Annotated in this window: 19 protein-coding genes; 9 read left to right on the top strand and 10 right to left on the bottom strand. The window is 49.5% G+C overall.

Going from position 1 to position 25340, the window contains the following annotated elements:
* Positions 1-26: 26 nt before the first annotated feature.
* The 4 genes from wzc to wecA form a co-directional block, all read right to left on the bottom strand.
* Entirely contained in the window at positions 27-2195 is a 2169-nt protein-coding gene (gene wzc, locus AACH44_RS06480; protein WP_261848918.1) for a tyrosine-protein kinase Wzc, read from the bottom strand.
* Between the two features lie 15 nt (positions 2196-2210).
* Positions 2211-2645 (bottom strand): protein tyrosine phosphatase, encoded by a 435-nt coding sequence (locus tag AACH44_RS06475; protein WP_261848917.1) that lies wholly within the window; start codon positions 2643-2645, stop codon positions 2211-2213.
* A gap of 8 nt (positions 2646-2653) precedes the next feature.
* A complete protein-coding gene (locus AACH44_RS06470; protein WP_261848916.1) occupies positions 2654-3790 on the bottom strand; it encodes a polysaccharide export protein in 1137 nt (378 codons plus the stop codon).
* Between the two features lie 144 nt (positions 3791-3934).
* Positions 3935-4987 carry a UDP-N-acetylglucosamine--undecaprenyl-phosphate N-acetylglucosaminephosphotransferase gene (gene wecA / locus AACH44_RS06465; protein WP_261848915.1) on the bottom strand — a complete coding sequence of 351 codons (1053 nt, stop codon included), beginning with the start codon at positions 4985-4987 and terminating at the stop codon, positions 3935-3937.
* A gap of 730 nt (positions 4988-5717) precedes the next feature.
* Here wecA and AACH44_RS06460 point away from each other — a divergent pair.
* The 3 genes from AACH44_RS06460 to hepT all read left to right on the top strand — a co-directional run bounded on the left by AACH44_RS06460 (position 5718) and on the right by hepT (position 8220).
* Positions 5718-7304, top strand: a complete 1587-nt coding sequence (locus tag AACH44_RS06460) for a TerC family protein (protein ID WP_261848914.1) — start codon at positions 5718-5720, stop codon at positions 7302-7304.
* Positions 7305-7420: 116 nt separating this feature from the next.
* The gene (gene mntA / locus AACH44_RS06455; RefSeq protein ID WP_261848913.1) at positions 7421-7804 is read left to right on the top strand and encodes a type VII toxin-antitoxin system MntA family adenylyltransferase antitoxin; all 384 of its coding nucleotides are present in this window, start codon (positions 7421-7423) and stop codon (positions 7802-7804) included.
* The gene (hepT, locus tag AACH44_RS06450; RefSeq protein ID WP_261848912.1) at positions 7801-8220 is read left to right on the top strand and encodes a type VII toxin-antitoxin system HepT family RNase toxin; all 420 of its coding nucleotides are present in this window, start codon (positions 7801-7803) and stop codon (positions 8218-8220) included. The genes mntA and hepT overlap by 4 nt, the downstream gene beginning before the upstream one ends.
* Positions 8221-8256: 36 nt before the next feature.
* On the opposite strand, the gene dcuC is transcribed toward hepT, so the two are convergent.
* From dcuC to apbC, 5 genes are all read right to left on the bottom strand, one after another.
* Positions 8257-9609, bottom strand: a complete 1353-nt coding sequence (gene dcuC, locus AACH44_RS06445) for an anaerobic C4-dicarboxylate transporter DcuC (RefSeq protein WP_261848911.1) — start codon at positions 9607-9609, stop codon at positions 8257-8259.
* 265 nt (positions 9610-9874) lie between these two features.
* On the bottom strand, positions 9875-11710 hold the full coding sequence (asmA, locus tag AACH44_RS06440; RefSeq protein WP_261848910.1) for an outer membrane assembly protein AsmA: 1836 nt from the start codon (positions 11708-11710) through the stop codon (positions 9875-9877).
* A gap of 63 nt (positions 11711-11773) precedes the next feature.
* Positions 11774-12355: a dCTP deaminase gene (gene dcd / locus AACH44_RS06435; RefSeq protein ID WP_005974037.1), complete on the bottom strand. Its 582-nt coding sequence runs from the start codon at positions 12353-12355 to the stop codon at positions 11774-11776.
* A gap of 71 nt (positions 12356-12426) precedes the next feature.
* Positions 12427-13068, bottom strand: coding sequence for a uridine kinase (gene udk / locus AACH44_RS06430; protein WP_005974035.1), 642 nt, complete (start codon positions 13066-13068; stop codon positions 12427-12429).
* Between the two features lie 186 nt (positions 13069-13254).
* Positions 13255-14364 carry an iron-sulfur cluster carrier protein ApbC gene (gene apbC, locus AACH44_RS06425; protein ID WP_261848909.1) on the bottom strand — a complete coding sequence of 370 codons (1110 nt, stop codon included), beginning with the start codon at positions 14362-14364 and terminating at the stop codon, positions 13255-13257.
* 223 nt (positions 14365-14587) lie between these two features.
* Here apbC and metG point away from each other — a divergent pair, with 223 nt between their 5' ends.
* From metG to AACH44_RS06395, 6 genes are all read left to right on the top strand, one after another.
* Positions 14588-16618 carry a methionine--tRNA ligase gene (metG, locus tag AACH44_RS06420; RefSeq protein WP_261848908.1) on the top strand — a complete coding sequence of 677 codons (2031 nt, stop codon included), beginning with the start codon at positions 14588-14590 and terminating at the stop codon, positions 16616-16618.
* Positions 16619-16899: 281 nt separating this feature from the next.
* The gene (gene fdnG / locus AACH44_RS06415) at positions 16900-19947 is read left to right on the top strand and encodes a formate dehydrogenase-N subunit alpha (RefSeq protein WP_261848907.1); all 3048 of its coding nucleotides are present in this window, start codon (positions 16900-16902) and stop codon (positions 19945-19947) included.
* 12 nt (positions 19948-19959) lie between these two features.
* On the top strand, positions 19960-20868 hold the full coding sequence (gene fdxH / locus AACH44_RS06410; RefSeq protein WP_261848906.1) for a formate dehydrogenase subunit beta: 909 nt from the start codon (positions 19960-19962) through the stop codon (positions 20866-20868).
* On the top strand, positions 20861-21496 hold the full coding sequence (gene fdnI, locus AACH44_RS06405; RefSeq protein WP_261848905.1) for a formate dehydrogenase-N subunit gamma: 636 nt from the start codon (positions 20861-20863) through the stop codon (positions 21494-21496). The genes fdxH and fdnI overlap by 8 nt, the downstream gene beginning before the upstream one ends.
* A gap of 265 nt (positions 21497-21761) precedes the next feature.
* The gene (locus AACH44_RS06400) at positions 21762-22838 is read left to right on the top strand and encodes a sugar ABC transporter substrate-binding protein (protein WP_261848904.1); all 1077 of its coding nucleotides are present in this window, start codon (positions 21762-21764) and stop codon (positions 22836-22838) included.
* A 15-nt stretch (positions 22839-22853) separates the two neighbouring features.
* Positions 22854-24104, top strand: coding sequence for an LVIVD repeat-containing protein (locus AACH44_RS06395; protein ID WP_261848903.1), 1251 nt, complete (start codon positions 22854-22856; stop codon positions 24102-24104).
* Positions 24105-24216: 112 nt separating this feature from the next.
* On the opposite strand, the gene pgl is transcribed toward AACH44_RS06395, so the two are convergent.
* Positions 24217-25215, bottom strand: coding sequence for a 6-phosphogluconolactonase (gene pgl / locus AACH44_RS06390; protein WP_261848902.1), 999 nt, complete (start codon positions 25213-25215; stop codon positions 24217-24219).
* Positions 25216-25340: the final 125 nt, after the last annotated feature.

Genomic DNA, 25340 nt, shown 5'->3' with positions numbered 1-25340 from the left:
CAATGGCAAACCGGAATTTTAGAGCGTTATTTTGATTTATATTCGTAGGTATAATAGTCGTAATTACCATACCCATAATAACTTGCTGCTCTCTTCATTACAGCATTCAGAATAACCCCTCTAATTTCTGTACCATTCTGCTCAAACCGACGAATAGCTACTTCAATTTCTTTCAGAGTATTCATTTCAAAACGCGCCACTAACAAAGATGTACCTGCATGGCGGCTGATAATAGCGGCATCCGTCACAGCCAGAATCGGCGGTGTATCCAACAGCACCAGATCGTAGTGTTCGCCTGCCCATTTAATAAATTCGACAAAACGATTGTGCATCAAGAGTTCAGAGGGATTCGGTGGAACCTGTCCACGAGGAATAAAGTCCATATTCTCCACAGCGGTTTTGCGTGCGCTTTTTTCTACACCACACTGACCCGATAGAATATCCGACAAGCCATCCGTCCCATGAGTCCCCATCAGTTCATGGGCGTACCCTTTGCGCATATCACAGTCAACAATCAGCACCCGCTGCCCAGACTGGGCGATAACCGCGCCGAGGTTAGCGCTAACGAACGTTTTCCCTATTGCTGGGCTAGCGCCAGATATCATCAACACATTATTTTTGGCTTCCATCATGGCGAAATGCAAGCTGGTACGCAGGCTTCTAATCGCTTCAATTGCCAGATCGGTGGGGTTGCCCACAGCCAATAAATCCGTTGCACGCGTATTGACTTTCTTGCTTTTTTTACCCAATAACGCCCGGTCTTTTTTCTGTTGCCATTCAGAAAGTGGTACGCTGGCATAGACGTTAATGCCTAATTCTTCCAATTGCTCAGGGCTTTCGATGCCTTTATGTAACAGCGTTTTTAGTATGACAAAAGCGGTTGATACCACTCCCCCCAGAAACATTGCGATTAACACAATCAGCATTTTTTTCGGCTTCACCGGCTTAGGTTGAATCACCGCATTGTCGACAATTCGGACGTTACCCACCGTACTGGCTTTGTTAATGCTAAGCTCCTGCTGTTTGTTTAGCAGTTGCATATATACTTCCTGCCCTGCCTGCACATCCCGTGTTAAACGCAAAATTTCCTGCTGAGTTTTAGGCATCGCCCCGACACGTTTATTAAGCTTATCCCGTTCCTGTTCCAGCGTTTTGCGCTTTTCCATTAAGGCGCGGTAAGCGGGGTGCTCACGGGTATACAGCTTCGAAATTTCAGCTTCTTTAAACGTCAGTTCATTCAACTGCGCTTCAACCGCTACCGTAGTATCCAGTACCGCTTTCGCTTCCAAAGAAAGATCGACCGACTCATTCTGTTGGCGAAACTGATTAAGCTTATTTTCCGCCTCATTCAGTGAGGTCCGCACATTCGGCAGTTGTTCTTTCAGAAACTCCAGGCTTTTCCCTGCTTCCTCAGATTTACGTTCTACATTTTGCTGAAGATAGTTCTGGCTAATGCTACTCAACGTTTTATTTGTCAATACAGGATCTTCACCTTCAAGACTTAACTCAAGAACTCCCGTATCTTTGCCTTTATCCACGACGACTAACTGATCCAATACGTTGTTAACAGCTGTCAATTGATTGAGTTTCTTAATGTTGAAAACAGTACCAGGTTTAGCCGCAATATCACTAATCAGCAACGTAACACTGTTATGCGTCTCGAGTTGCCCTACTGTGCCCGTAAAAGTTAACGAATCCCCAGCCTCAACGGAGTATTGTTTGCCGTCAAGAACCGTCACAGTGAATTCTTGATCCTGCCAACTGTCCGGTACATCCAAGCGAGAAACCGCTATTTTTGCGGGTTCTTCACCTGTTAATCTAGCCAAACCTTTGCCGATGATCGGAACATATTGTTGTCGGACATCAATATCCAATGCTAGGTCATTGACAGTTTTTCCGATAACCATACGAGATTTAATGAGTTCTATCTCAGCATCGGATTTCGGCTTAGAGTCCGGCAACATACTAGAAATATCATTTAATAGTGAATTCCCCTGACTCTGCTCAACCTGAATGAGCGCATCAGTTTTGTATACTGGTGTTGCAAGTACAGCATAGAAAATACCGATAATAGTAAATAATGCTGTTACTGCAATAATCAACCAGCGGTTATCCAGCAATGTTCCTAATAAACGCCCTAAATCGATCTCATCTGAATGGGTTTCAGATACTTTTACTGAAGTTTTCTCTGTCATCGGATTCTCTGATGATTAACGATTCAATGCCTGCGCCCATTTTTGCGCAGACTGCTCAAGTTGTGAGTAAACGAATTCAAATGCTTCGCGGCTTTTACGATAAGGGTCAGCAATTTCCTGCTGATTCAGCCAGTGACCAAATAGCATGGTTTTACCTCGCACTTCTGGCGCAATACGGCTGACTCCGTCAATGTGGCCTTTCTCCATCACCAGAATCAGATCGTACTTGCGACATAAGGCCGAGGTTAACTGTTGCGCCTCATGCCCTTCGAGAGAAAGATGGTGATCGCTTGCCACCTCAGTTGCCATTCCATCTGCGGGCTTTCCTACCAAAGCACCTAACCCTGCCGAGGCTATTTTTTTTGCTGGCAGAGCCTGTTTCAACAACCGCTCTCCGGTTGGAGAACGGCAGATATTCCCCACACACACCACCAAAATTGAATCAAACATAGTGATCTCTATGGCCAGTTACGAACACGCAACGTTCCTTCGGTTAATTCGTTAAAGCCGGAAATCGTCGGTACAAGCTGGCCGATAACACGGTTCCAACGGACGATCGGTGCCGTGGTAACATAAACAATGTCATACGGCTGTAGCCGGAACTCCGTGCCCATCACCATCGCAGTGGCATCTTTGGCATTAAGCTGGTAGATGTCTGCCAGTTTCGGACCTTGCGTCCCTCGCAGCGAGCGGATCACAAAAATCCCCGTGGCATCAGAAAAGGTTTGATCCATCCCCTCGGCATTACCTAACGCTTCGGTCAACGTCATGCCGCTGCGATCCATTTTGAGTGTACTTTGTTTTTTGACTTCCCCCATCACAAACACTTTTAGATCGTCATTGCGGGGAATATAGAGGATATCGCCAGGATAAAGGAGATGGTTTTGCGAAAGGTCACCGTTTTGCATCAGTGCCTGAAGGGAGAGCCGCTGTTCTTTGCCATTGTGAGTCAACACAATGTTGCGCCAGTCGGCATTTTCTGTTAGCCCACCCGCTTTGTTAATGGCGTCCAGTACCGTTAGCGGTACGTTGGTAATCGGCTGTTGCCCCGATGTCGCCACTTCACCCGTTACATATGCCTTTTGGGAGCGGAAAGCCGCAATGCTCACATCAACCTGAGGAGACTCAATATATTGTGCTAAGCGACCCATGATCTGATCGCGAACTTCGGTGACCGTTTTACCAGCAACGCTCACCTTGCCGATGTAGGGATAAAAGATCGTACCATCGGAATGCACCCAGTTACCGGTATCCGCCGCGGTGCGGTATGTCCCTGCTGGCGTCGTCAACTCGGGGTGATCCCACACCGTCACCATGATGACATCACCAATACCGATGCGATATTCATAGCCCTGCAATTCTTTCTCTAGAGCAGGGTTAGTCTGTGCTATCAGCGGCTTAGGGCGCATTTTTTCGACTAAATAAGGTGTTAACGGGTAAACATTGACCAATTTGTCGATATTGAAATCCGCATCTTGCTGCTCGACCACATTTTTACCGCTAGTAGAAAGGTGGGAACCAGGAACCAGAGTACAACCACTGAGTAACGCTACCGATACCATTAAGGGCATCAATTTTCGTTTGTGCTTTATCATCCTGTCTATGCCATCGCTCTTAATAGAAAATTGTTCAGATTTCCACAAAATAGTCAGTAATTATAGAGAAAAACTATTCAGATGAACTCAAGATCTAACGTATAAAATAAGGGTAAATCCCTCTTTAGCAACACTTCAATGCTGCTATTGCTTATCCACAGCGAGAAAGCGACGAAACCATGCGAGCACTCGTATCAGAGAGGTTATTGCCGCTATATAGCCAGAGAACATCAGCAAAAAGACGCTTAGCATAATAGACTCACTTATGTTGTTACGCTCGCAAATGATGCCAATTGTTGCAAATAAAGTAGCGATAGTCACAATCACTGCCAACGTTTGGCTCTGCGTAAATCCTGAACGGAGCAATACGTGATGCAAATGTTCTCGATCGGCTTTGAAAGGATTGCCGCCTCTTGCAAAACGCCGCATCATTACGGCAACCATATCCATAAGGGGAACAGCAATCAGCCATAGTGCAGTCACAGGTTGGATTACGCGTCCTTCTCCTTGGGTCGCCAAGAGCAGTAACCATATGACAGAAAATCCGATCAGCGTACTGCCCGCATCACCCATAAAGACTTTGAATTTTTTCCCTAGCAACATACCCGAATTTAACAAAGCATAAGGCAACGTTGCCACCAGAAAACACAAACTCCAGCGAGCAAGTTCATTGTTTCCCCCAAGATAAAAAGCGATAACCAGAGCGCTAAGCGTGACAAAAGAAAGACCGCTTAGTAGTCCATCCATGCCATCCACCATATTGAAAGCATTGATAGATCCCAGAACCGCAAAAAGTGTGACTATATAGCCAAATGCGCCTAAAAGAATCTCATCTTTAAAGAAAATATTTCCTAAAGAGGAAATAAACAATCCTGTAGACATCATTGCGATAGCAACGCACGCTTGTAGTCCAATTCGCGACAACACAGGCAAATCAAAACGATCATCGAACATGCCTACAACCAGCAGCGCTGTTGAACACACCATGTATAGAAAAAAATGAGGCAATAAATTAGCTTGAAGCGTATAGAGGACACACAACGCCAGATAAATCGATACACCACCAACTAATGGGATATTACCCTGATGTTTTTTACGGACATTAGGCTTATCTACCAATCCAATTCTAACCGCCACCTTTCTTGCCCAAAAAAGTGAAGCAAAAGCGCTTATAAAGATGAGACTAGACTCTTGCATACCTGCACCATCGTACATAGCCCATATTGAGTTTTGCTTTAGGCACGCTACCGCCCTTGGCTTGTAGCTACCAATGCACTATCAAAGTACAGCCCCTGTCCTGGGGTTTAAATTTTAAAGCGTTGAGTTACGTATATGTTATGATTTTTATTGTACAGATAGAGTATACCGCCAACCGGATACCCTTGTGACAATAGATACATTAGGTAAACCATATCCTCAGTGTGAAGCGGTCTACTTAGCCCAAAGAACTAACATAGTATTGACCACTCAAGTGGGAGCACAAGAACAAGATGTTTAGGGCGGGGTTTTTAGGAATAAGACTATGAACATCCATTGTGGCACAACCTCCATAAGTATAAAAAACCAACTAAAAGAATAAACTCAGCCTGTTTCAGCCATAAAAACGGCTGCTCGAGATGTAAAACCACATGATGTGTGGAGATTAGCAGCAGCGCAGTATTCTATGCTCGGATACATGGCACGATCAAATGTTACGACCTGTATCCCCGTTATACAGCATAAAATTTTGTTTAAGATCGATAATGGGATTTTTTTAACATTAGCTAACCTTAATCTGACATTCTGAATATAAAAAACGGACAAAAATACGTCATAATCTCTGCGCACAGCACCGCTTACTAAAGAATATCCCTGCAAATTCTGGTTCATCTGTTCACGCCCTGATACGCTATCAAGGTTATGTTCATTTAAAGGTGAAAAAATAGCTATGGAGTGGATCGCTGATCCAACGATATGGGCCGGGTTGGCCACGCTGGTTGTCCTGGAACTGGTTCTGGGCATTGATAATCTTATCTTCATCGCCATTCTGGCTGAGAAACTCCCAAAAGAGCAACGCGATAAAGCCAGAGTCGTCGGTCTGTTACTTGCCCTGATTATGCGGCTGGGCTTGCTGACGTCCATTTCCTGGCTGGTATCGTTGACTACCCCTCTATTCACGTTCCTTGAGCACGCATTCAGCGCTCGTGATGTCATCATGCTGGTTGGTGGGTTATTTCTACTTTTTAAAGCCACCATGGAGCTCAATGAGCGACTCGAAGGAAAAGATGAGGAGCAGCAGGCTCAGCGTAAAGGTGCGCGTTTCTGGCCGGTAGTCGCCCAGATTGTGGTACTGGATGCCATATTCTCTCTGGATTCCGTGATTACCGCCGTCGGCATGACCGACCATCTGCTGGTCATGATGTCCGCCGTGACGATTGCCATCTTCCTGATGTTGCTAGCCAGTAAACCGCTGACCCGCTTTGTCGCTGAGCACCCGACCATCGTTATCCTATGCCTCAGCTTCCTGCTAATGATTGGATTCAGCCTGGTGGCGGACGCGTTTGGTTACCACATTCCTAAAGGCTATCTCTACGCTGCGATAGGTTTCTCGGTATTGATTGAGATGTTGAATCAGGTGTCCCTGTTTAACCGTCGACGCTTTCTTTCTTCTTCCGTTCCACTACGCCAACGTACCGCCGAGGTGGTTTTGCGTATTCTGCGCGGCAACCATGAAGAAGCCGAGCTGGACAATCAAACCTCGTCAATGATTGCAGACAACACTCGGGCAGGCAGGGAAGTTTTCAATATTCAGGAACGCCGCATGATAAAACGGGTATTGGGACTGGCCCAGCGGACCATCAGCAGCATCATGACGTCACGACATGATATCGAGTCAGTTGAGCTGGATATTACTCAGGATGCACTCGCTAAGCTGTTAACGAGCAACCAGCATTCCCGACTTGTAGTTACCGACAGCAATACCTCTGATGAACCACTGGGCATCATCAATGTTGCCGATTTACTCCAGCAGCAGCTCAATCGCGAGCCGTTTAACCTGCGTATTCTCATTCGTCAGCCGTTGGTCTTTCCTGAACAGCTTTCGCTTTTACAAGCGCTGGAGCAGTTTAGAGAAGGAAGAACACATTTTGCGTTTGTCGTTGATGAGTTTGGTTCAATGGAAGGGATTGTCACATTAAGCGATGTGATGGAAACCATCGCGGGCAACCTGCCGCGAGAAGGGGAAGAGCGGGATGCGCGCCACAGTATTCAGCAAAATGACGACGGCAGTTGGATCGTCAATGGCTATATTCCGCTGGAAGACCTGGCGATGTATGTCCCGTTGACGCTGGATGAGAAGCGGGAATACTACACGTTGGCAGGGCTATTGATGGAACACGCGCAGCGGGTTCCACAGGTGGGTGATACCTTATCAATCGATGGTTATCAGTTCACTATTTTGGCGGTAGAAAGTCACCGTATTGTGGAAGTTCGCATCACACCAAATGACGAACCACAGACTGATTTTGAAGTGTGATGAAGTAGGAGAAATATAAAGGGCAGATGACTTCTCCCCTTCCTTGATTGGCAATAAATTGATGTTCGAACCATCCTGTCAGACAATAAGATAATCGTAGAAGCGGTGGCTATCACATGTTCGATAAGATCGTTTTGACACTGAAAAAACAGATGCCCGACATCAAAATTATTTATCTCTTTGGTTCCCAGGCTACAGGCAATGCCAGAGCGGACAGCGACGTTGATATCGCCATCATGGCTACAAGAGCACTGGATCCCGTTGAACGCTGGGAGCTATCTAATCAATTAGCAAAGGAAGTGGGTCATGACGTCGATCTTATCGATTTATTGCAGGCTTCAACGGTATTAAAAATGGAGATCGTGCGTAACGGCAAGCTGCTTTATGATGCGGAAACAGCAGCGGAGGAATTTGAAATGACAACACTTTCGATGTACCAGCATCTGCAAAAAGAGCGCGCGGATATCATTCGTAGTTTTCATCAGGATCTAAAAGCATGACAGATATCTTGCTTAACAAAAGCAGCACCATACAAAGATGCCTACGTCGTATTCGTGAGGAATTCGATACTGAGGAAGGGTTTCGTCAAAACTTCACCAAGCAAGATTCCGTCATACTGAATATACAACGCGCCTGCGAAGCCGCTATTGATATCGCTAATTATCTTATCCGTATCAAGCAGCTAGGCATACCACAAAGTAGCCGCGATAGTTTCGCACTTCTCGCTGCAAACCAGATGATTACTGCTGATCTGTCTGACAATTTGCAAAAAATGGTGGGATTAAAAAATATTGCAGTGCATGACTATCAGGCACTGAATCTGGATATTGTCATCCACGTCATTTTCCATCGTTTAAGTGATTTTGAGCATTTTATCAAAGAAATACTCCAATACAGCAACAGCCAGCACCTTTAGACCACACTAAAGGTGCCGATTACCTCATTTCAGTTATCAGGCAGGGATCATAATCTCAGTCACCACCACTACCACAATCAGCCCGACCAGAACCGGAACAGAGGTGCGCTTCACCACTTCAAACGGCGATATTTTTGCCATTCCTGCCACAGCAACCACCACGCCGGATACCGGAGAAATGGTACGACCCAAATTGGAAGCCTGAAGCATCGGGATGGCAAGATAGGCAGGATTGATACCCATTTGCGATGCCAACTTTGGAATCAACTCAACAAACGCATAGAACGGCGCATTGCCCGAACCGGTGGTCATCGCGGCCAGCATCGTGATTACCACCAACACCAACATAATCACCAACCCACCGCTACCAAATGACTGAGCAAGGCCGATCAGCCCGCTGATAAAGCCTATCGTGCCAAGCCCCTGAGCAAATACGCCAGCCGCAACCAGCAGAATTACGACGCTAGAGAAGGCATCAGCCATGCCACGATAGGCCACATCCAGCCCATCAAACACGTTTTTCGCATTGAACGAGCGGACAAATTCCAGCATCGCCGCCAGCACCATACAGATAACCAACACAGTAATAATATGAAGCTCCGGCCCCCATTTACCATCAAATATCAGTACACCCACGATCGGCGTAAACGGCAGAATGGCGTAAAAACGCGGCGCATTCGTCGCGATTTCACTGACATCCAGAATCTCATGGCTGACATTCGCTTTGTTATCCAGATAGCGCTGCCAGAAGAAATGCGCGACAGCCATACACACGATCGCCATGATGGAAATGGGCAACGTGGCCTTAAAGGCAAAATCCACTAATTTCATCTGCGATGCCTGTGCGGCAAGCACCACGTCGCCCGAGGTCGGTGACAGGATCAATGCCACGGGAGAAGCACAGATTGCCGCCGCAGCGCCGCGACTAATACCGACGTTCACCATGACGGGGAACAGTGTTGCCATCAGCAGCACACCGAGTCCCGTCGCCGATGACACCGCGAGCGACATCAGACAAGCGACAAAATAGGCCGCAATCATCAGCAAATAAGGCGAGTTGATCATTTTCAGCGGGCGGGAAACCAGCTTAACGACGACATCATTGGCACCGATGTGCGTCATATACGCGGCAAAGCCACACAGCACCATAATCATCATGCCGAGATCGCCACCGCGGCTCATCAGCAAGATTTTTACGTATTCAACAATATCCGTTGCACTCCAGCCCGTCGCTTTCGCACTGGCTGGCAAGACGTTTTTCCCCACCATGGCACTGATTGCCAAGAGTAACAGGCCTCCCACCAACAACACGCCAGTCGCGGAGTACCCTTTTATAATGTAACGACCAACCAGAATCGTTACAGCAACACCAATCAAAAGTTCGAGCATAGTGAGTTTCAATACCTGAGTAATAAATTATCTGACAGACATTCCCCGGCAGCGGAATATGTACCGCACCGAAAACAGGGGGCGGAGTTTACTGCTTTAGAAAATAAAAAAAGAGAAAAATATTAATATACAGCGTTAAAAAAGAGACATCGAACACAAAGTTTGTCTGGGGAAGTATGAAAAATTAAAGGAAATCATTGAGGATAAGCCGCCGATTTGCTGGCGGGAATCAGCAAATCGGCCTGGAACACAGCATTTCTGGAAATTAAAGACGGTCGAGCAGTTGCTTCAGATCTTTGCCCTTCTGGTTTTGCTGATTTTGGCTGGCCCAATCATTCAGGCGTTTCTTCAGTTCATCCTGTAGGCGTTTACGCAGCAATTGATCTACCTGCAACTGGTAATTCAATTTATCCCATTCGCCATAGACGCGTAACGGAATTGCCGTATTTTTCAATACGCTGACCAGTTGCTCATCCCCTTGCCACCCTTGCGTGATAGAAACATTCACGTTGACATCACACGTCTGAGCTGGCAAATCGAATTGACCGACACCGCTTAGCGACAGCAGCTCAGAGCGACCATTGAGATCGGTAAGACGTAACTTACCTGCGTTCAATTGTACTTTTCCGGTCAGCTGTTGCAGTTCGGTATAACGCTCGTAGCGCTCTTGCCCACGCACATTGCCGTTGCTACGTGCCACGGCCATCTGCACCATTTGCTGAATATTCAAGCCCTGTAGACGGACATTATTGGCTTGCAGCGCCGCCGTTCCTTGCCACTGCTGGAACAAAGCAGGCAGCGCAACGCTATTGCCGCTGAATTGTCCCGTCATCGACAATTTTCCGCTGACCGACTCGGCAGGTAGCGCAAACGCAGACATCAGTTGAGACAGTTCAATATCCTTGAGGTCGGGTCGTAACGTGATGGTCGTTGATGGTTTCGTCACAACCTTCGCGGGCAATGAGAAACGCCCGCTGCCCAGTTCGCCACTTAAAGTCGAAATATCGAGTAGCCCTGGCTTATTATCTGCCCGTAATGTGAATTGGCGGACATCAAGGCCACGGTAAATCAGCGATGCAGCCTGTAGCGACAGACGCGCAGTGAATCGCTGTAAGCTATCTTCTGGCTCGGACGCTTCAGCTTCGTTTGAAATGACAGGGGCTAATGGCTTAATCGCTACCGTAGCAGCGTTATTTTCTTTTACCGCCGCAATCCCCAGCAGAGAATCTAGATCCAGCTTCCCAGACAACAAATCCAGCTCGTAATGGGGGATATCACCCAGCGTCACACTACCCGCCCCCGACAGTTGGCTATTATTGGTGTTGAGTGAAAACTGGCTGAACGTGATTTTTTCAGGCTGCTGCTGATAACTTGCCTGAACACGTCCTGTCCCGCGGATACCGTTTGCCGGTATTCCAACGCCCTGAAGTTGGTAATCCAGTTTGGTGATACTGGCGTTGACTTGCTGAGGGAAACGCAACAGATCGACATCTGCGGCGAGAGAGAAAGCGATATCACGCTGATCGCGATTGATACGGCTCGATAATTCGATATTGACTTGGCGGTCGCTGTTCTGCTCCATCGCAAGGTTAATATCACGAACATTAATCTGTTCATTATTACTGCGTTGCAAAATTAGCAGGCTATCGGCGATTTTTATCTTGCCGATATCCAGACGCCAGCGTCGCTCTTCGGATGGCGTCTGCGAGCCCGCTGGAGCGATGGGTGCATTGCTGGCCTGCCTGGCTTCACTTTCCGGCGTCAGACGAATAATGGCCCCTTTCAACATCACCTGCTTGACCGCAAGCTTATGCGACAACAACGGCCACAGTTGCACATCGAGACGCATATTCTCAGCACTGACAATAGGCGCACTGGAGCCCGGGGCACTTAATGACATACCGCCAGATAAAATACTCAGTTGCGGCCACACATGCCAGCGCAGATCGCCATCAAGTTGCAGACGGTAGCCGCTACGTTCCTCAACCTGCTTCACCATGTAAGCACGGAAGTCATTGGGATTAACCAGTACGACCAAGGCCGTCATTCCTGCCACCAGCACCACAAGCAGAATTGACAGCGTCGTCAGAAATCTTCTCATGCCATCCTCATTGCGAAACGCGCGACTGTCTGGTTTTTATGTTACAGACCTATAACCAGACGCTCAGTCTTTATCGATCCGGCTCGCTACCGCACCCTGCTGATCTTTATACTTGGCGTCCTGACGGCGGTTGTACGGGCGAGCCGCCGGCCCGGAAAGAGGTTCAAAACTCAGAGCGCCAATCATCATGCCGGGGCGTAACGCCAGCGGCAACTTACCTGAATTATAGAACTCCAGCACAATTCTTCCTTGCCAACCGGGATCGATACGGTGTGCAGTGACGTGAACCATCAATCCCAGACGGGCTAACGAAGAACGACCATCCAACCAGCCTACCAAATTATCTGGTAGCGTGACGGACTCAAACGTAACTGCCAGCGCTAATTCTCCTGGGTGCAAGAAGAATGCCTCGCCTTCTGGCAAATTGATTTCATCACTCATGACGCGATCGAGTGCCGCACTGACTTCATCTTTCGGGCCGCTTAAGTCAATGAAAGCCGCAGTGTGTCCGCGGAAGACGCGAAACTGATTTCCCAAACGAACATCAACGGTCGCGCCACTGATTCTCTCTGTTGGCGGACGGGGCGTAATCACCAGTCGGCCATCATCCAGCCAGGCTTCAATGTCACGGTCACACAGTCTCATCTTATTCTCCATTCGACACGGGTATCTATCGGATAAACCTCGGTCACGCAACCTGAATGATTCAGGACATATTATTCAAAAAACTGGCTTATCTTGGCTTTCAAGATATCAATCGCGATGCGGTTTTTCCCACCGCGCGGCACAATAATGTCGGCATACTGCTTCGAGGGCTCAATGAATTGCAGGAACATCGGACGTACGGTCTTCTGATACTGCTCCATCACCGAGTCCATTGAACGGCCCCGTTCATTAACGTCGCGGCGCATGCGGCGCAGCAGGCAGATATCCAGCGGCGTATCAACAAAGATAGAGAAATTCATCTCATCACGCAGACGTGCATCCGTCAGTAGCAAAATGCCTTCCAGGATAATGACCTTTTTCAGCTCAATATGCACCGTTTCCTGTTTACGGGTGTGTTCGACATAGCTGTACTGCGGAACTTCAATTGCCTGGCCCGCTTTCAGCATTTGCAAATGCTTAATGAGCAGGCTGTGATCCATCGAACTCGGGTGGTCATAGTTGGTTTTTACCCGCTCTTCCATGGTCAGATGGCTTTGATCTTTATAATAGCTGTCTTCAGATATCACCCCGATATGCTGATCACCAACCTGATCGCGCAATTCGCGATACAAGGTGCTGGAAATAAGACTTTTACCCGAAGCGGACGCTCCCGAGATCCCGATGATGACGCACTGGTGAGACTGATCAGTCATGGTATTAACGACCTGATTAACATAAATAAAAGAGAGGGGAATGCGCCAATGGGCGCTTTGACGTGCAATTATAGGGAGTTAGCCGCTTTCACGCCACCCTTTCCACGTATTGCGCATCAGGGAAATCGAATGCTGACGCTGGTTCAGCCGGGACAGATCCCGGCTTTTTACTCACTAACGGAAATGCTACAGTGCTCGGAAAGAAATTTCACTGGGGATAATGCTACCCTGCCAGTAAAGTTGAGCGGCAACCTGCCCTGCCAGTTCACGGTACAACGCAGTAAACTCGCTATCTGGCTGGCTGACCACCGTCGGCTCACCGCGATCAAGGTCTTCACGCAAGGAGATATGTAGTGGAAGCTGACCTAACAAAGAGCAGTGGTATTTTTCCGCCAGCTTCTGCGCGCCGCCCGTACCGAAGATCGGCTCCAGATGACCACAGTTGCTACAGATATGGACGCTCATGTTCTCAACGACACCCAGCACTGGCACGCTGACTTTTTCGAACATCGCAATCCCCTTCATGGCATCCATCAGCGCGATATCCTGTGGCGTCGTCACCACGACCGCACCAGTAACAGGAATATTCTGCGCCAGCGTCAGTTGGATATCCCCCGTCCCCGGCGGCATATCTAACACCAGATAGTCCAGATCCGGCCAAAGCGTATCTTGCAGCAGTTGCAGTAATGCTTTGCTCGCCATCGGCCCACGCCACACCATGGCGTTATCATCCGTCACCAGATAACCAATCGAGTTGGTTGCCAGGCCATGCGCGATAATCGGCGCCATGTGTTGACCATCCGGCGAAGTGGGTCGTTCACTGGCCGAACCCAGCATGGTAGGGATCGAAGGTCCATAAATATCGGCATCCAGAATGCCCACATTGGCGCCTTCAGCCGCCAATGCCAGCGCCATGTTGACCGCCGTACTGGATTTACCCACCCCGCCTTTCCCGGAACTGACGGCAATGATGTTCTTCACTCCCTTCACGCCAGCCTGATCGTTAACCCGGCGCAGCGTAGCGATATCGTGCGTTAAGCGCCATTCCACCGCCTTTGCGCCTGATAAACGTAATAACTCATCGCTAACCGTTTCTTTTAATACTGCCAAACCACTGAGCCAGACAAACGGCATCGTCAGTTCAATGTGCAACACATTATCCAGCAAGGCACAATGACGCAGTGCATTCAGTGTCGTCAGATTATTTTTCAGTGTCGGGTGCTGAAAAGTAGATAAAACCCCGGTGACCATCGCACGCAATGCTTCAGGACGTTGTTCGGGGACTGTAGCGTTCATTCCGGCTCCTTGAAATTCTCATATTTGACCGTTGAGACCGTGTATAGCATACCAGAGCGAAGGAAGCCTGACGCCCTTCGGCGTCAAAAACGTGGAAACGCTACGCAAAATAGCATCTGCCATGAGGTTTCCTGCCGTTTTTACTCACACCAGCGGTTTACGCAGTAAGGCGCTATCGGTTAACATCGATTTCCCTCTATTCACAAAAGAAAGCAAGTTCCTCATGACTCAAGTCGCAAAGAAAATTCTGGTAACGTGCGCGCTGCCTTACGCTAATGGTTCGATTCACCTCGGTCATATGCTTGAACACGTTCAGGCTGATATCTGGGTTCGTTACCAGCGAATGCGCGGCAACCAGGTTCATTTTATCTGTGCGGACGACGCCCACGGCACGCCAATCATGCTGAAAGCCCAGCAAATGGGGATTGCGCCAGAGCAGATGATTGCGGCAATGAGTCAGGAGCATCAGCAGGACTTTGCCGGCTTCAATATCAGCTATGACAACTACCACTCTACGCATAGCGAAGAGAATCGTGAGTTGTCAGGGTTGATTTATCGTCGTCTTAAAGAAAACGGCTTTATTAAAAACCGCACGATCTCTCAGTTGTACGATCCAGAGAAAGGGATGTTCCTGCCGGATCGTTTCGTTAAAGGTACCTGCCCGAAATGTAAGGCAGCCGACCAATACGGCGATAATTGTGAAGTGTGTGGCGCAACCTACAGCCCAACAGAGCTGATCGAACCTAAGTCCGCAGTTTCTGGTGCGACACCGGAGATGCGTGAATCGGAGCACTTCTTCTTCGATCTGCCTGCATTTAGCGACATGCTGCAAGCCTGGACACGTTCCGGTGCATTGCAGGAACAGGTTGCCAATAAGATGCAAGAGTGGTTCGATTCGGGTCTGCAACAGTGGGACATCACCCGCGATGCGCCGTATTTCGGCTTTGAAATCCCCGATGCGCCGGGCAAATATTTTTACGTCTGGCTGGATGCGCCAATCGGTTACATGGGTTCATTCAAAAACCTGTGCGACAAGCGTGGCGACCTGAATTTTGATGATTTCTGGAAGAAAGACTCAGACGCAGATTTGTATCACTTCATCGGTAAAGACATCGTTTATTTCCACAGCCTGTTCTGGCCAGCCATGTTGGAAGGCAGCGGTTTCCGTAAGCCGACGAACCTGTTCGTGCATGGCTATGTGACGGTCAACGGTGCCAAGATGTCTAAATCACGTGGTACCTTCATTAAAGCGGACACCTACCTGCAACATTTGGATGCCGATTGTCTGCGTTATTACTACGCAGCAAAACTGTCTTCTCGCATCGATGACATCGACCTCAATCTGGAAGATTTCGTCCAGCGTGTGAATGCGGACATCGTGAACAAGGTTGTAAACCTGGCATCGCGTAATGCAGGTTTCATCAATAAACGCTTTGACGGCAAAGTGGCGGACAAACTGGCCGATCCTGAGCTGTATAAAATCTTCACCGACGCTGCTACCAGCATTGCAGAAGCCTACAGCAGCCGTGAGTCCGGGCGTGCCATTCGTGAGATCATGGCGCTGGCGGATATCGCCAACCGCTATGTTGACGAACAAGCGCCGTGGGTGGTAGCGAAAGCAGAAGGTCGGGATGCCGACCTGCAAGCAATTTGTTCAATGGGCATTAATCTATTCCGCGTATTGATGACGTACCTGAAGCCGGTTCTGCCTGCTTTGGCGCAGCGTACCGAAGCGTTTTTAAACACAGAACTAAGCTGGGATGCTATCACTACCCCGCTACTGAACCATCAGGTCAATCCATTCAAAGCCCTGTTCAACCGCATGGATCTGGATAAAGTCAACGCAATGGTTGACGCGTCTAAAGAGGACATGGTTACGACGCCAAAAGTCGTATCCGGCCCGTTGGCAGATAATCCGGTACAGGACACCATTAACTTTGACGATTTTTCCAAAGTCGATATGCGTATCGCCTTGATTAAACAGGCTGAACTGGTTGACGGTTCTGACAAACTCTTACGTTTGACGTTGGATCTGGGCGGCGAAACCCGTCAGGTCTTCTCCGGCATTCGTGAGGCATACCCCGAGCCGGCTAAGCTGGAAGGCCGTTTAACCGTGATGGTCGCCAATCTGGCTCCGCGTAAAATGCGCTTCGGCATATCAGAAGGCATGGTGATGGCAGCAGGCCCAGGCGGGAAAGATATCTTCCTGCTGAGTCCAGACAGCGGCGCTCAGCCTGGTATGCAGGTCAAATAACAACCACATCGAGCCGGATTTTTATCTGGCTTTTTTTTTGCAACAATTCCGCCACAAATACCCGCTGATCTCCCTCCAACTGCCTCGTTGCTTTGCATGGTTTGTAACCATGAAATAACAAACTCGCTATATATTACACTATATAACGAATAAAAAATATACCTCTTTGTAGGTGTAATGGGGATTTAAATACTTAAATTTTGATTTTGCGCAAAGCCCACATTTTATGTGTTGTTAAATTGTTCGCAACAAAAATGACACATAATTACACAGGGAAACTAATGCAACTCAATAGAAGAGGTTTCTTTAAAGTTTGCGCGGGGGGGATGGCTGGAACCACTCTCGCGGTATTGGGTTTTACACCCACAGAAGCAATGGCATCAGTGCGTCAATACAAATTGTTGCGGGCAAAAGAGACACGTAACAACTGTACATACTGCTCAGTCGGTTGCGGTGTGCTCATGTATAGCCTGGGAGATGGCGCAAAGAATGCAAAACCGTCCATTTTTCACATTGAAGGCGATGCAGACCATCCAGTCAGCCGTGGCTCCCTTTGCCCGAAAGGTGCGGGCCTGGTCGACTACATCCATAGCGAAAACCGTCTGCTCTACCCTGAATACCGCGCGCCGGGTTCCGACAAATGGCAACGAATTAGCTGGGACGACGCGATCGAACGTATCGCACGTCTGATGAAAGCGGACCGCGACGCCAACTTCCAACGCACCAACGCGAAAGGCGAAACCGTCAACCGTTGGCTGACGACGGGCATGCTGTGCTCTTCTGCCGCCAGCAACGAAACCGGCCTTCTCGATCAGAAATTTACCCGCTCTCTTGGCATGGTTGCCATCGACTGTCAGGCACGTTTGTGCCACGGACCAACCGTTGCTGCACTGGCACCGACATTCGGCCGTGGCGCAATGACCAACAACTGGGTTGATATCAAAAACGCCAACGTCATTATCGTGATGGGCGGTAACCCAGCAGAAGCGCATCCGGTCGGCTTCAAATGGGCCGTTGAAGCGAAAACACACAACAATGCGAAACTGATTGTTGTCGATCCGCGTTTTAACCGTTCTGCTGCCGTTGCCGATCTCTATGCGCCCATTCGGGCAGGTTCAGACGCCGCCTTTCTGCTAGGTATCGTTAACTATCTTATTACGCAAGATAAAATTCACCATGAGTACGTGGTGTCTTACACCAGCGCTAGCCTGATCGTGCGAGAAGATTTCAGCTTTGACGAAGGGTTGTTCAGCGGCTACGACGAACAAAAACGTCAATATGACAAATCCAGTTGGCAGTATGAGCTTGATGAATCCGGCTTTGCCAAACGCGACACCACGCTATCTCACCCACGCTGCGTGTGGAACCTGCTGAAAAAGCACGTTTCCCGCTATACGCCGGAAATGGTGACATCCCTGTGCGGCACATCGGCCAAAGATTATGAAACAATCTGCCGCACGCTGGCAGAAACCTGTGTGCCGAATAAAACCGCAACGTTCATGTACGCCTTAGGCTGGACACACCATACCAACGGTGCGCAGATTATTCGCTCTGCCGCCATGATCCAACTGTTGCTTGGCAACATCGGTATGGCTGGTGGCGGTATCAATGCTCTGCGCGGCCACTCTAACATTCAGGGCTATACCGATCTGGGTCTGCTGTCGTTAAATCTGCCGGGATACATGCCATTGCCGTCAGAAAAACAGCCAGACCTGAAAACCTATCTGGGGCAGATCACGCCGACGGCACTGCTGCCCGATCAGGTTAACTTTTGGAAAAACACGCCAAAATTCTTTATCAGTATGATGAAGAGCTTCTACGGCGATAACGCACAGGCGTCGAATAACTGGGGCTATGACTGGTTGCCGAAGTGGGATCGTAGCTACGATATCATGGCGCAAACCGAGCTAATGGTCGAAGGCAAAATGAACGGCTATATCGTTCAGGGCTTTAACCCCGTGGCAGCGTTTTCCAACAAGAATAAAGCTACCGAAGCGCTCTCCAAGCTTAAGTACATGGTCATCATCGATCCACTGATCACGGAAACCTCTACGTTTTGGCAGAACCATGGCGAATTCAATGATGTGGATACAAAAGCCATTCAAACGGAGGTCTTCCGCCTGCCTTCTTCCTGCTTTGCCGAAGAGAATGGCTCCATTGCTAACTCAGGGCGTTGGTTGCAATGGCACTGGGCAGCGGCTGAGCCACCAGGAGAAGCCCATCACGACGGTAAAATCCTCGGTAAACTGCTAATGCGTCTACGCGAGTTGTATCGCGAAGAAAGCGGCGCTTACCCCGATCCGTTGATGAATATTAACTGGAACTATAAAGACCCAGAAGACCCAACGCCGGAAGAAGTCGCCCGCGAGGCCAACGGTATGGCACTGGCCGATATCTACGATGACAGCGGTAAGTTGATCCTGAAGAAAGGTCAGCAGGTTGCGGACTTCTCACAGCTACGCGATGACGGTTCTACATCCAGCTTCTGCTGGATCTATGCCGGTAGCTGGACGGAAGCCGGTAACCAAATGGATAGACGCGACAACGCCGATGCAGGGCTGGGCTGTACGCCGAACTGGTCATGGTGCTGGCCGCAAAACCGCCGCATTCTCTACAATCGCGCGTCTGCCGACCTGCAAGGAAAACCATGGGACAGCAAACGTAAATTGTTGGAATGGAATGGTCAGAAATGGCAAGGTATCGATGTGCCTGATTTCGCCGCTACCGTACCACCGGGTAAAGACACCGGACCGTTCATTATGCTGCCGGAAGGTCTGGCACGTCTGTTCTCCATGGACAAACTAGTCGACGGGCCGTTCCCTGAACACTACGAACCGATCGAGTCCCCTATCGGTACCAATCCACTGCACCCATCAGTGGTTTCCAGCCCTGCGGCGCGTCTGTTTGATCGCGATGCCAAAACGATGGGAACCGCGAAGGACTTCCCTTATGTGGCGACAACATACTCAATTACCGAATTGTTCCGCCACTGGACAAAACACGCGCGCCTGAACGCGATTGTGCAGCCAGAACAGTTTGTTGAGATTGGTGAAAATCTGGCGAAGAGCAAAGGCATTAAAGCAGGCGATGAAATCAAAATCTCCTGCCAACGTGGCTACATCAAAGCCAAAGCGGTGGTCACCAAGCGTATCAAAACACTAGAAATTGCCGGACACAGCGTGGAAACCGTGGGTATTCCCTGCCACTGGGGCTATGAGGGAACCACACGTAAAGGGTTCCTGGCTAATACACTCACCCCGAGCGTCGGCGACGCTAATTCACAAACGCCTGAATACAAAGCGTTTTTGGTTAATGTAGAGAAGGTGTAAGGGTAGCCAACTATGTCAATGCAATCACAAGATATTATTAAACGTTCGGCCACCAACGGCTTTACACCACCTCCGCATGTGCGTAATGACAAAAGCGAAGTGGCAAAACTGATCGATGTCACCACCTGTATTGGCTGTAAAGCTTGTCAGGTGGCTTGTTCAGAGTGGAACGACATTCGTGATGAAGTCGGCCATAACTTCGGAGTTTATGATAACCCGGCGGATCTGAGCGCCAAATCCTGGACGCTGATGCGCTTTTCCGAAGTAGAAGAGAACGACCGTCTGGAGTGGCTGATTCGTAAAGATGGCTGTATGCACTGTAGCGATCCAGGCTGTCTGAAAGCCTGTCCTTCTGCGGGTGCTGTCATCCAGTATGCCAACGGTATCGTCGATTTTCAGTCCGAACATTGTATCGGCTGCGGCTACTGCATCGCCGGTTGCCCGTTCAATATTCCACGTCTGAATAAAGAAGATAACCGCGTCTATAAATGTACGCTGTGCGTCGATAGGGTCAGCGTTGGGCAAGAACCGGCATGTGTGAAAACTTGCCCGACAGGTGCCATCCGTTTCGGTACGAAAGAAGAGATGAAGCATCTGGCAGAAGAACGCATCGCCGATCTGAGAAATCGGGGTTACGACCATGCAGGCCTCTACGATCCAGAAGGTGTAGGCGGTACGCACGTGATGTATGTGCTGCACCACGCGGACAGACCTTCTCTCTATCACAATCTGCCAGATAATCCGCAGATTTCCACGCCAGTCAATCTGTGGAAAGGCATCCTGAAACCGCTGTCTGCGTTAGGATTTGTCGCCACGTTCGCCGGGTTAATGTTCCACTACGTCGGTGTTGGTCCAAACACAGAGGAAATGGATCATGAACATGAAGGAGAAGACAAAGAAGGGGGAGACAAACATGAGTAAACCAAAAATGATTTTGCGCACCAAGTTTATCGATCGCATCTGTCACTGGATTGTGGTGATTAGCTTTTTCCTGGTCGCGCTCTCAGGTATTGCCTTGTTCTTTCCGACCCTGCAATGGCTGACGCAGACGTTTGGTACGCCGCAAATGGGGCGTATTCTGCACCCGTTTTTTGGCGTGCTGATCGTCATTTGCCTGATCCCGATGTTCTTCCGTTTTGTTAGTCATAACATTCCGAAGAAACGCGATCTGCCGTGGTTCCTCAATATTGTTGAGGTCTTAAAAGGCAATGAACATGAAGTGGCTCAGGTGGGTAAATATAACCCCGGTCAGAAAATGATGTTCTGGAGTATTATGGGGCTAACGCTGGTTCTGCTGATCACTGGGGTCATTATGTGGCGTCCTTATTTTGCCCACCTGTTCCCAATTGATATCGTGCGTTATGCCATTCTGCTTCACGCGGCTGCGGCTATCGTGCTGATCCATGCCATCCTGATCCACATGTACATGGCATTCTGGGTTAAAGGCTCGATTAAAGGCATGATTGAAGGCAAAGTATCCAAACGCTGGGCGAGTAAGCACCACCCACGTTGGGCGCGAGAAATGGAAGAGAAAGAAACGAAGAAATAATTTCCCTTTTCTCACCCAATCGTTTTCCTGAAATGCCCGCCTCGCGGGCATTTTTCTTTTATCCACAGTCAGCACGAATCGTTATAACTTAAATCCAAACGTCATAACTTTCCCCTCTTTCGCGGCTATCGCTCAACGACTATGATGCAGTATTATTTTTAAATAGACATCCAGACATAAAGATAGCTATAAAGTAGTCACGCAAACTACATAACAATACTGTCATCGACACGATATCAATTTATAAAACGCCATGGAGCTGATAATGAAGAAATTTACGCCCGCCCTGCTTGCACTGAGCTTACTGACAGCGTTACCGGCTCTGGCTAATCAAAATGCCACCACTGTTCCCGTCCCAACCGCTATCGCCAATCATAATGGGCCGGTTCGCATCGCTGTTATCCGCAATCTGGGATCGGATGACAACACCACACAGTTTGTTTCCGGTGTGCTCGAAGAAGGTAAAAAATTGGGCTTCAAAATCAGCACCTTCCTGAGCAACGGCGACGATGCTCGTTTTCAAGATTTCGTGAATCAGGCAATTAGCCAGAAATATGATGGCATCATCCTGTCGCAGGGTCGCGATCCCTACTCTACCGATTTGATTAAGCGCATCGTCGACAGCGGCATTGCCGTTTCCGTGTTTGATACCGCCGTGAATGGCGAAATTCCAGGCGTGACCGTCACGCAGCAGGATGACGCCTCACTGACTAACGAATCATTCGGCCAACTGGTGAAAGATTTCAACGGTAAAGCCAACATCATCAAGCTATGGGTCGCTGGTTTCCCACCGATGGAACGCCGCCAGCTCGCCTATCAGCAAATCCTGAAAGCCAATCCTGGCATCAAGGAACTGGAATCGATTGGTGCCGTCTCCTCTGACGTACAGGGCGACACTGCCAACAAAGTCGGCGCGGTACTGGCGAAATACCCGAAAGGCAAAATCGATGCGATCTGGGGCTCGTGGGATGCCTTCAGCCAGGGTGCTTATAAGGCGTTGAAAGAAAACGGCCGGACTGAAATCAAACTGTACAGCATCGACATCTCCAATCAGGATTTACAACTGATGCGCGAAGCAAACAGCCCGTGGAAAGTCAGCGTGGCTGTCGATCCTAAGCTGATCGGCAAAGTGAACCTGCGTCTGGTCGCCAACAAGATTGCCGGTGAACCAACACCTGCAACCTACGAGTTCCGTGCCGCCGCCATTCCACAGGCGCTGTTAGCCAGCCAGCCGGGTGCAGTCAACGTCGCGGGATTGGCGAAAATCATCCCAGGCTGGGGCCATACGGATGATTTTATCGCGCCGTGGTTTGCAACACTGGAAGCCAAACAGGCGAAATAATACGGAGATAACGTTATGGCATCGACTCCTCTGCCCACTCCCGATTACAGCCGCAATATGCGGCTGATTGGACACAGCGATCAGGGCGGCAGACCCGATGGTGTGCAGGTGATGGTGCATCGCGGCTACGCTTACATCGGGCATATGGTTTCACAAGGTGTGTCGATTGTGGATGTGCGCGATGCCAAGAATCCCAAGCCGGCGGGGTTTATTGCTGCCCCGCCCGGCACCTGGAATATCCACCTGCAAACCCATGATGACCTGCTACTCGTCGTCAACGCGCGCGACTTATTTGCCGACGCCAGCTTTGCTGAGGAAAAAGTCTATTACACCCGTTCCGTCGCCGACACGGTCAGTACTAAACAGCAAGGCAAAAGCTGGAGCGCAGGGTTACGGATTTTCGATATCTCTACGCCGGATAAACCACGAGAAATCAGCTTCCTGCCGCTAGACGGCATCGGCATTCACCGCATCTGGTACGTAGGCGGACGTTGGGCCTATGTCTCCGCTCTGCTCGATGGCTACAGCGACTATATTTTTCTGACTATCGACCTGGCCGACCCACAGCACCCTGAAGTGGCTGGGCGTTACTGGTTACCTGGTATGCACACCGCTGGAGGGGAGACCGCAAGCTGGCCGGATGGCAAGCGCTACGCCCTGCATCACGCCATCATCAGCGGTGATACCGCCTACGGAAGCTGGCGCGATGGTGGGTTAACGCTGCTGGACGTGAGCGATCGCACCAATCCACAGCTCATCAGCCACCGTAACTGGAGCCCACCGTTTGGCGGTGGCACACACACAGCGCTGCCGCTGCCGGATCGCGATCTGCTAATCGTGCTGGATGAAGCGGTGTTGGATAATCAGGAAGATGGCGAGAAATTGATTTGGGTATTCGATATTCGTGAACCGAGTAATCCGGTGAGCATCGCCACCTTCCCGCAGCCGAAAGAGGCAGACTATGTGAAGAAAGGCGCACACTTTGGCCCACATAACCTGCATGAAAACCGCCCCGGCAGTTTCATCAGTTCGTCACTGATTTTCGCCACTTATCAAAATGCGGGAGTACGGGCTTACGACATCAGTAATCCGTATCAGCCAAAAGAAACGGGCGCATTGGTGCCTGCTGCACCAGCCAGAATGGTCGATAAACGTCTCGGCAGACCGCAGATTATTCAGTCTTGCGATGTGTTTGTAGATGCCGACGGCATTATCTACAGCACGGACTACAACGCAGGTTTGTCAATTATCGAATACCGAGGCTAATGGCCTTCTCTTCTCCCCTACTGACATTCAACGTCTCACAACATTAGCTGCAAAAAACCCTGCGGATAAACGCAGGGCTTAATGTTGTGTTTAGTTTGGTATTGAACTTGGCTTAATCCAGCGCTAACACCGACACCCACATTGCCCCCTGACCAACGGCGTAACGCGCCAGCGGTTGCAGATCGCCAGAATGTTGATCGATGTGATACACCTCGATGTGCTGAGATTTTTGCCCTGCTGAAATCAGGAACTCACCCGTGTTGTCAATATTGAAACCGCGCGGCTGCGTTTCGGTCGGCTGATGCCCGGTCAGCGTTAACGTGCTGCCATCTTCAGACACCAGGAAAATGCTCAGCAGGCTGGCAGTACGATCGCTGATGTACAGGAAACGGCCATTCGGCGTAATGTGAATATCTGCTGCCCAGCGCGTATCACTGAAATCTGCAGGCATGGCATCCAACGTTTGCACTTTCTGCACGTCGCCGCTGGCGTCATCCAACTGATACACATCGACTGAGCTGTCCAGTTCATTCACGCAATAGGCAAAACGCTGATTCGGGTGGAAAGCCATATGGCGCGGGCCCGCTCCTGCTACCGTTGTCATTTCTGCCTGTCGATGTACGCTCAGTTCACCTGCTGCGGCCAGATCGTACAAGCGAATACGGTCTTCTTTCAGACACGGCGCCCACACCACGGTATTGGTTGGATCGATATTGGTAGAGTGGCACCCTTCCAATCCGTCCAGTTGCTGAATCGGCTCACCAACAATGCCGTCAGCACCAATTGGGCTAACGCTAATGCAAGCGCCGCTGTAAGACGCGCTGAACAGGAAACGTCCATCATTATCTGTCGACAGATGCGTCGGGCTGCCCGGTAACGATGCGACACCGGCTTGCGTCAATTTACCCTGTTCATCAATACGATAGCTCAGAACCCTGAAATCAGGACGAACGCCAACATACAGGTGGCGCTTATTTGGCGCGATAACCATCGGCTGAACCTGTCCTGGAACGTCAACGGTTTGCAATAATGTCAGCTTTCCCTGAGCACCGAGTTGCCAAACATGAATCTGCTGACTTTCCGGGCTGGCGACATAAACCACTTGCTGCATCGTATTCTCCTTAATTTCACTCGAATGTGGTGGCGCAGGAAGGCTCAAAAGAGGTTCATTGAAAGAATAGCGAACTGGCTCAACCTAACGCTCGGATACCATAAATGACCAATCACTCTATTCTA

Origin of the sequence: Pectobacterium araliae (assembly GCF_037076465.1) — a bacterium.
Lineage (GTDB): Bacteria > Pseudomonadota > Gammaproteobacteria > Enterobacterales > Enterobacteriaceae > Pectobacterium > Pectobacterium araliae.
Note: the sequence above shows the minus strand (reverse complement) of the source record. Positions and strands in the feature narration are given on the sequence as shown.

Excerpts from the sequence above, each read along its gene's own strand:
- wzc (WP_261848918.1), bottom strand. The coding sequence starts at position 2,195 with ATGACAGAGAAAACTTCAGTAAAAGTATCTGAAACCCATTCAGATGAG.
- AACH44_RS06475 (WP_261848917.1), bottom strand. The coding sequence starts at position 2,645 with ATGTTTGATTCAATTTTGGTGGTGTGTGTGGGGAATATCTGCCGTTCT.
- AACH44_RS06470 (WP_261848916.1), bottom strand. The coding sequence starts at position 3,790 with ATGATAAAGCACAAACGAAAATTGATGCCCTTAATGGTATCGGTAGCG.
- wecA (WP_261848915.1), bottom strand. The coding sequence starts at position 4,987 with ATGCAAGAGTCTAGTCTCATCTTTATAAGCGCTTTTGCTTCACTTTTT.
- AACH44_RS06460 (WP_261848914.1), top strand. The coding sequence starts at position 5,718 with ATGGAGTGGATCGCTGATCCAACGATATGGGCCGGGTTGGCCACGCTG.
- mntA (WP_261848913.1), top strand. The coding sequence starts at position 7,421 with ATGTTCGATAAGATCGTTTTGACACTGAAAAAACAGATGCCCGACATC.
- hepT (WP_261848912.1), top strand. The coding sequence starts at position 7,801 with ATGACAGATATCTTGCTTAACAAAAGCAGCACCATACAAAGATGCCTA.
- dcuC (WP_261848911.1), bottom strand. The coding sequence starts at position 9,609 with ATGCTCGAACTTTTGATTGGTGTTGCTGTAACGATTCTGGTTGGTCGT.
- asmA (WP_261848910.1), bottom strand. The coding sequence starts at position 11,710 with ATGAGAAGATTTCTGACGACGCTGTCAATTCTGCTTGTGGTGCTGGTG.
- dcd (WP_005974037.1), bottom strand. The coding sequence starts at position 12,355 with ATGAGACTGTGTGACCGTGACATTGAAGCCTGGCTGGATGATGGCCGA.
- udk (WP_005974035.1), bottom strand. The coding sequence starts at position 13,068 with ATGACTGATCAGTCTCACCAGTGCGTCATCATCGGGATCTCGGGAGCG.
- apbC (WP_261848909.1), bottom strand. The coding sequence starts at position 14,364 with ATGAACGCTACAGTCCCCGAACAACGTCCTGAAGCATTGCGTGCGATG.
- metG (WP_261848908.1), top strand. The coding sequence starts at position 14,588 with ATGACTCAAGTCGCAAAGAAAATTCTGGTAACGTGCGCGCTGCCTTAC.
- fdnG (WP_261848907.1), top strand. The coding sequence starts at position 16,900 with ATGCAACTCAATAGAAGAGGTTTCTTTAAAGTTTGCGCGGGGGGGATG.
- fdxH (WP_261848906.1), top strand. The coding sequence starts at position 19,960 with ATGTCAATGCAATCACAAGATATTATTAAACGTTCGGCCACCAACGGC.
- fdnI (WP_261848905.1), top strand. The coding sequence starts at position 20,861 with ATGAGTAAACCAAAAATGATTTTGCGCACCAAGTTTATCGATCGCATC.
- AACH44_RS06400 (WP_261848904.1), top strand. The coding sequence starts at position 21,762 with ATGAAGAAATTTACGCCCGCCCTGCTTGCACTGAGCTTACTGACAGCG.
- AACH44_RS06395 (WP_261848903.1), top strand. The coding sequence starts at position 22,854 with ATGGCATCGACTCCTCTGCCCACTCCCGATTACAGCCGCAATATGCGG.
- pgl (WP_261848902.1), bottom strand. The coding sequence starts at position 25,215 with ATGCAGCAAGTGGTTTATGTCGCCAGCCCGGAAAGTCAGCAGATTCAT.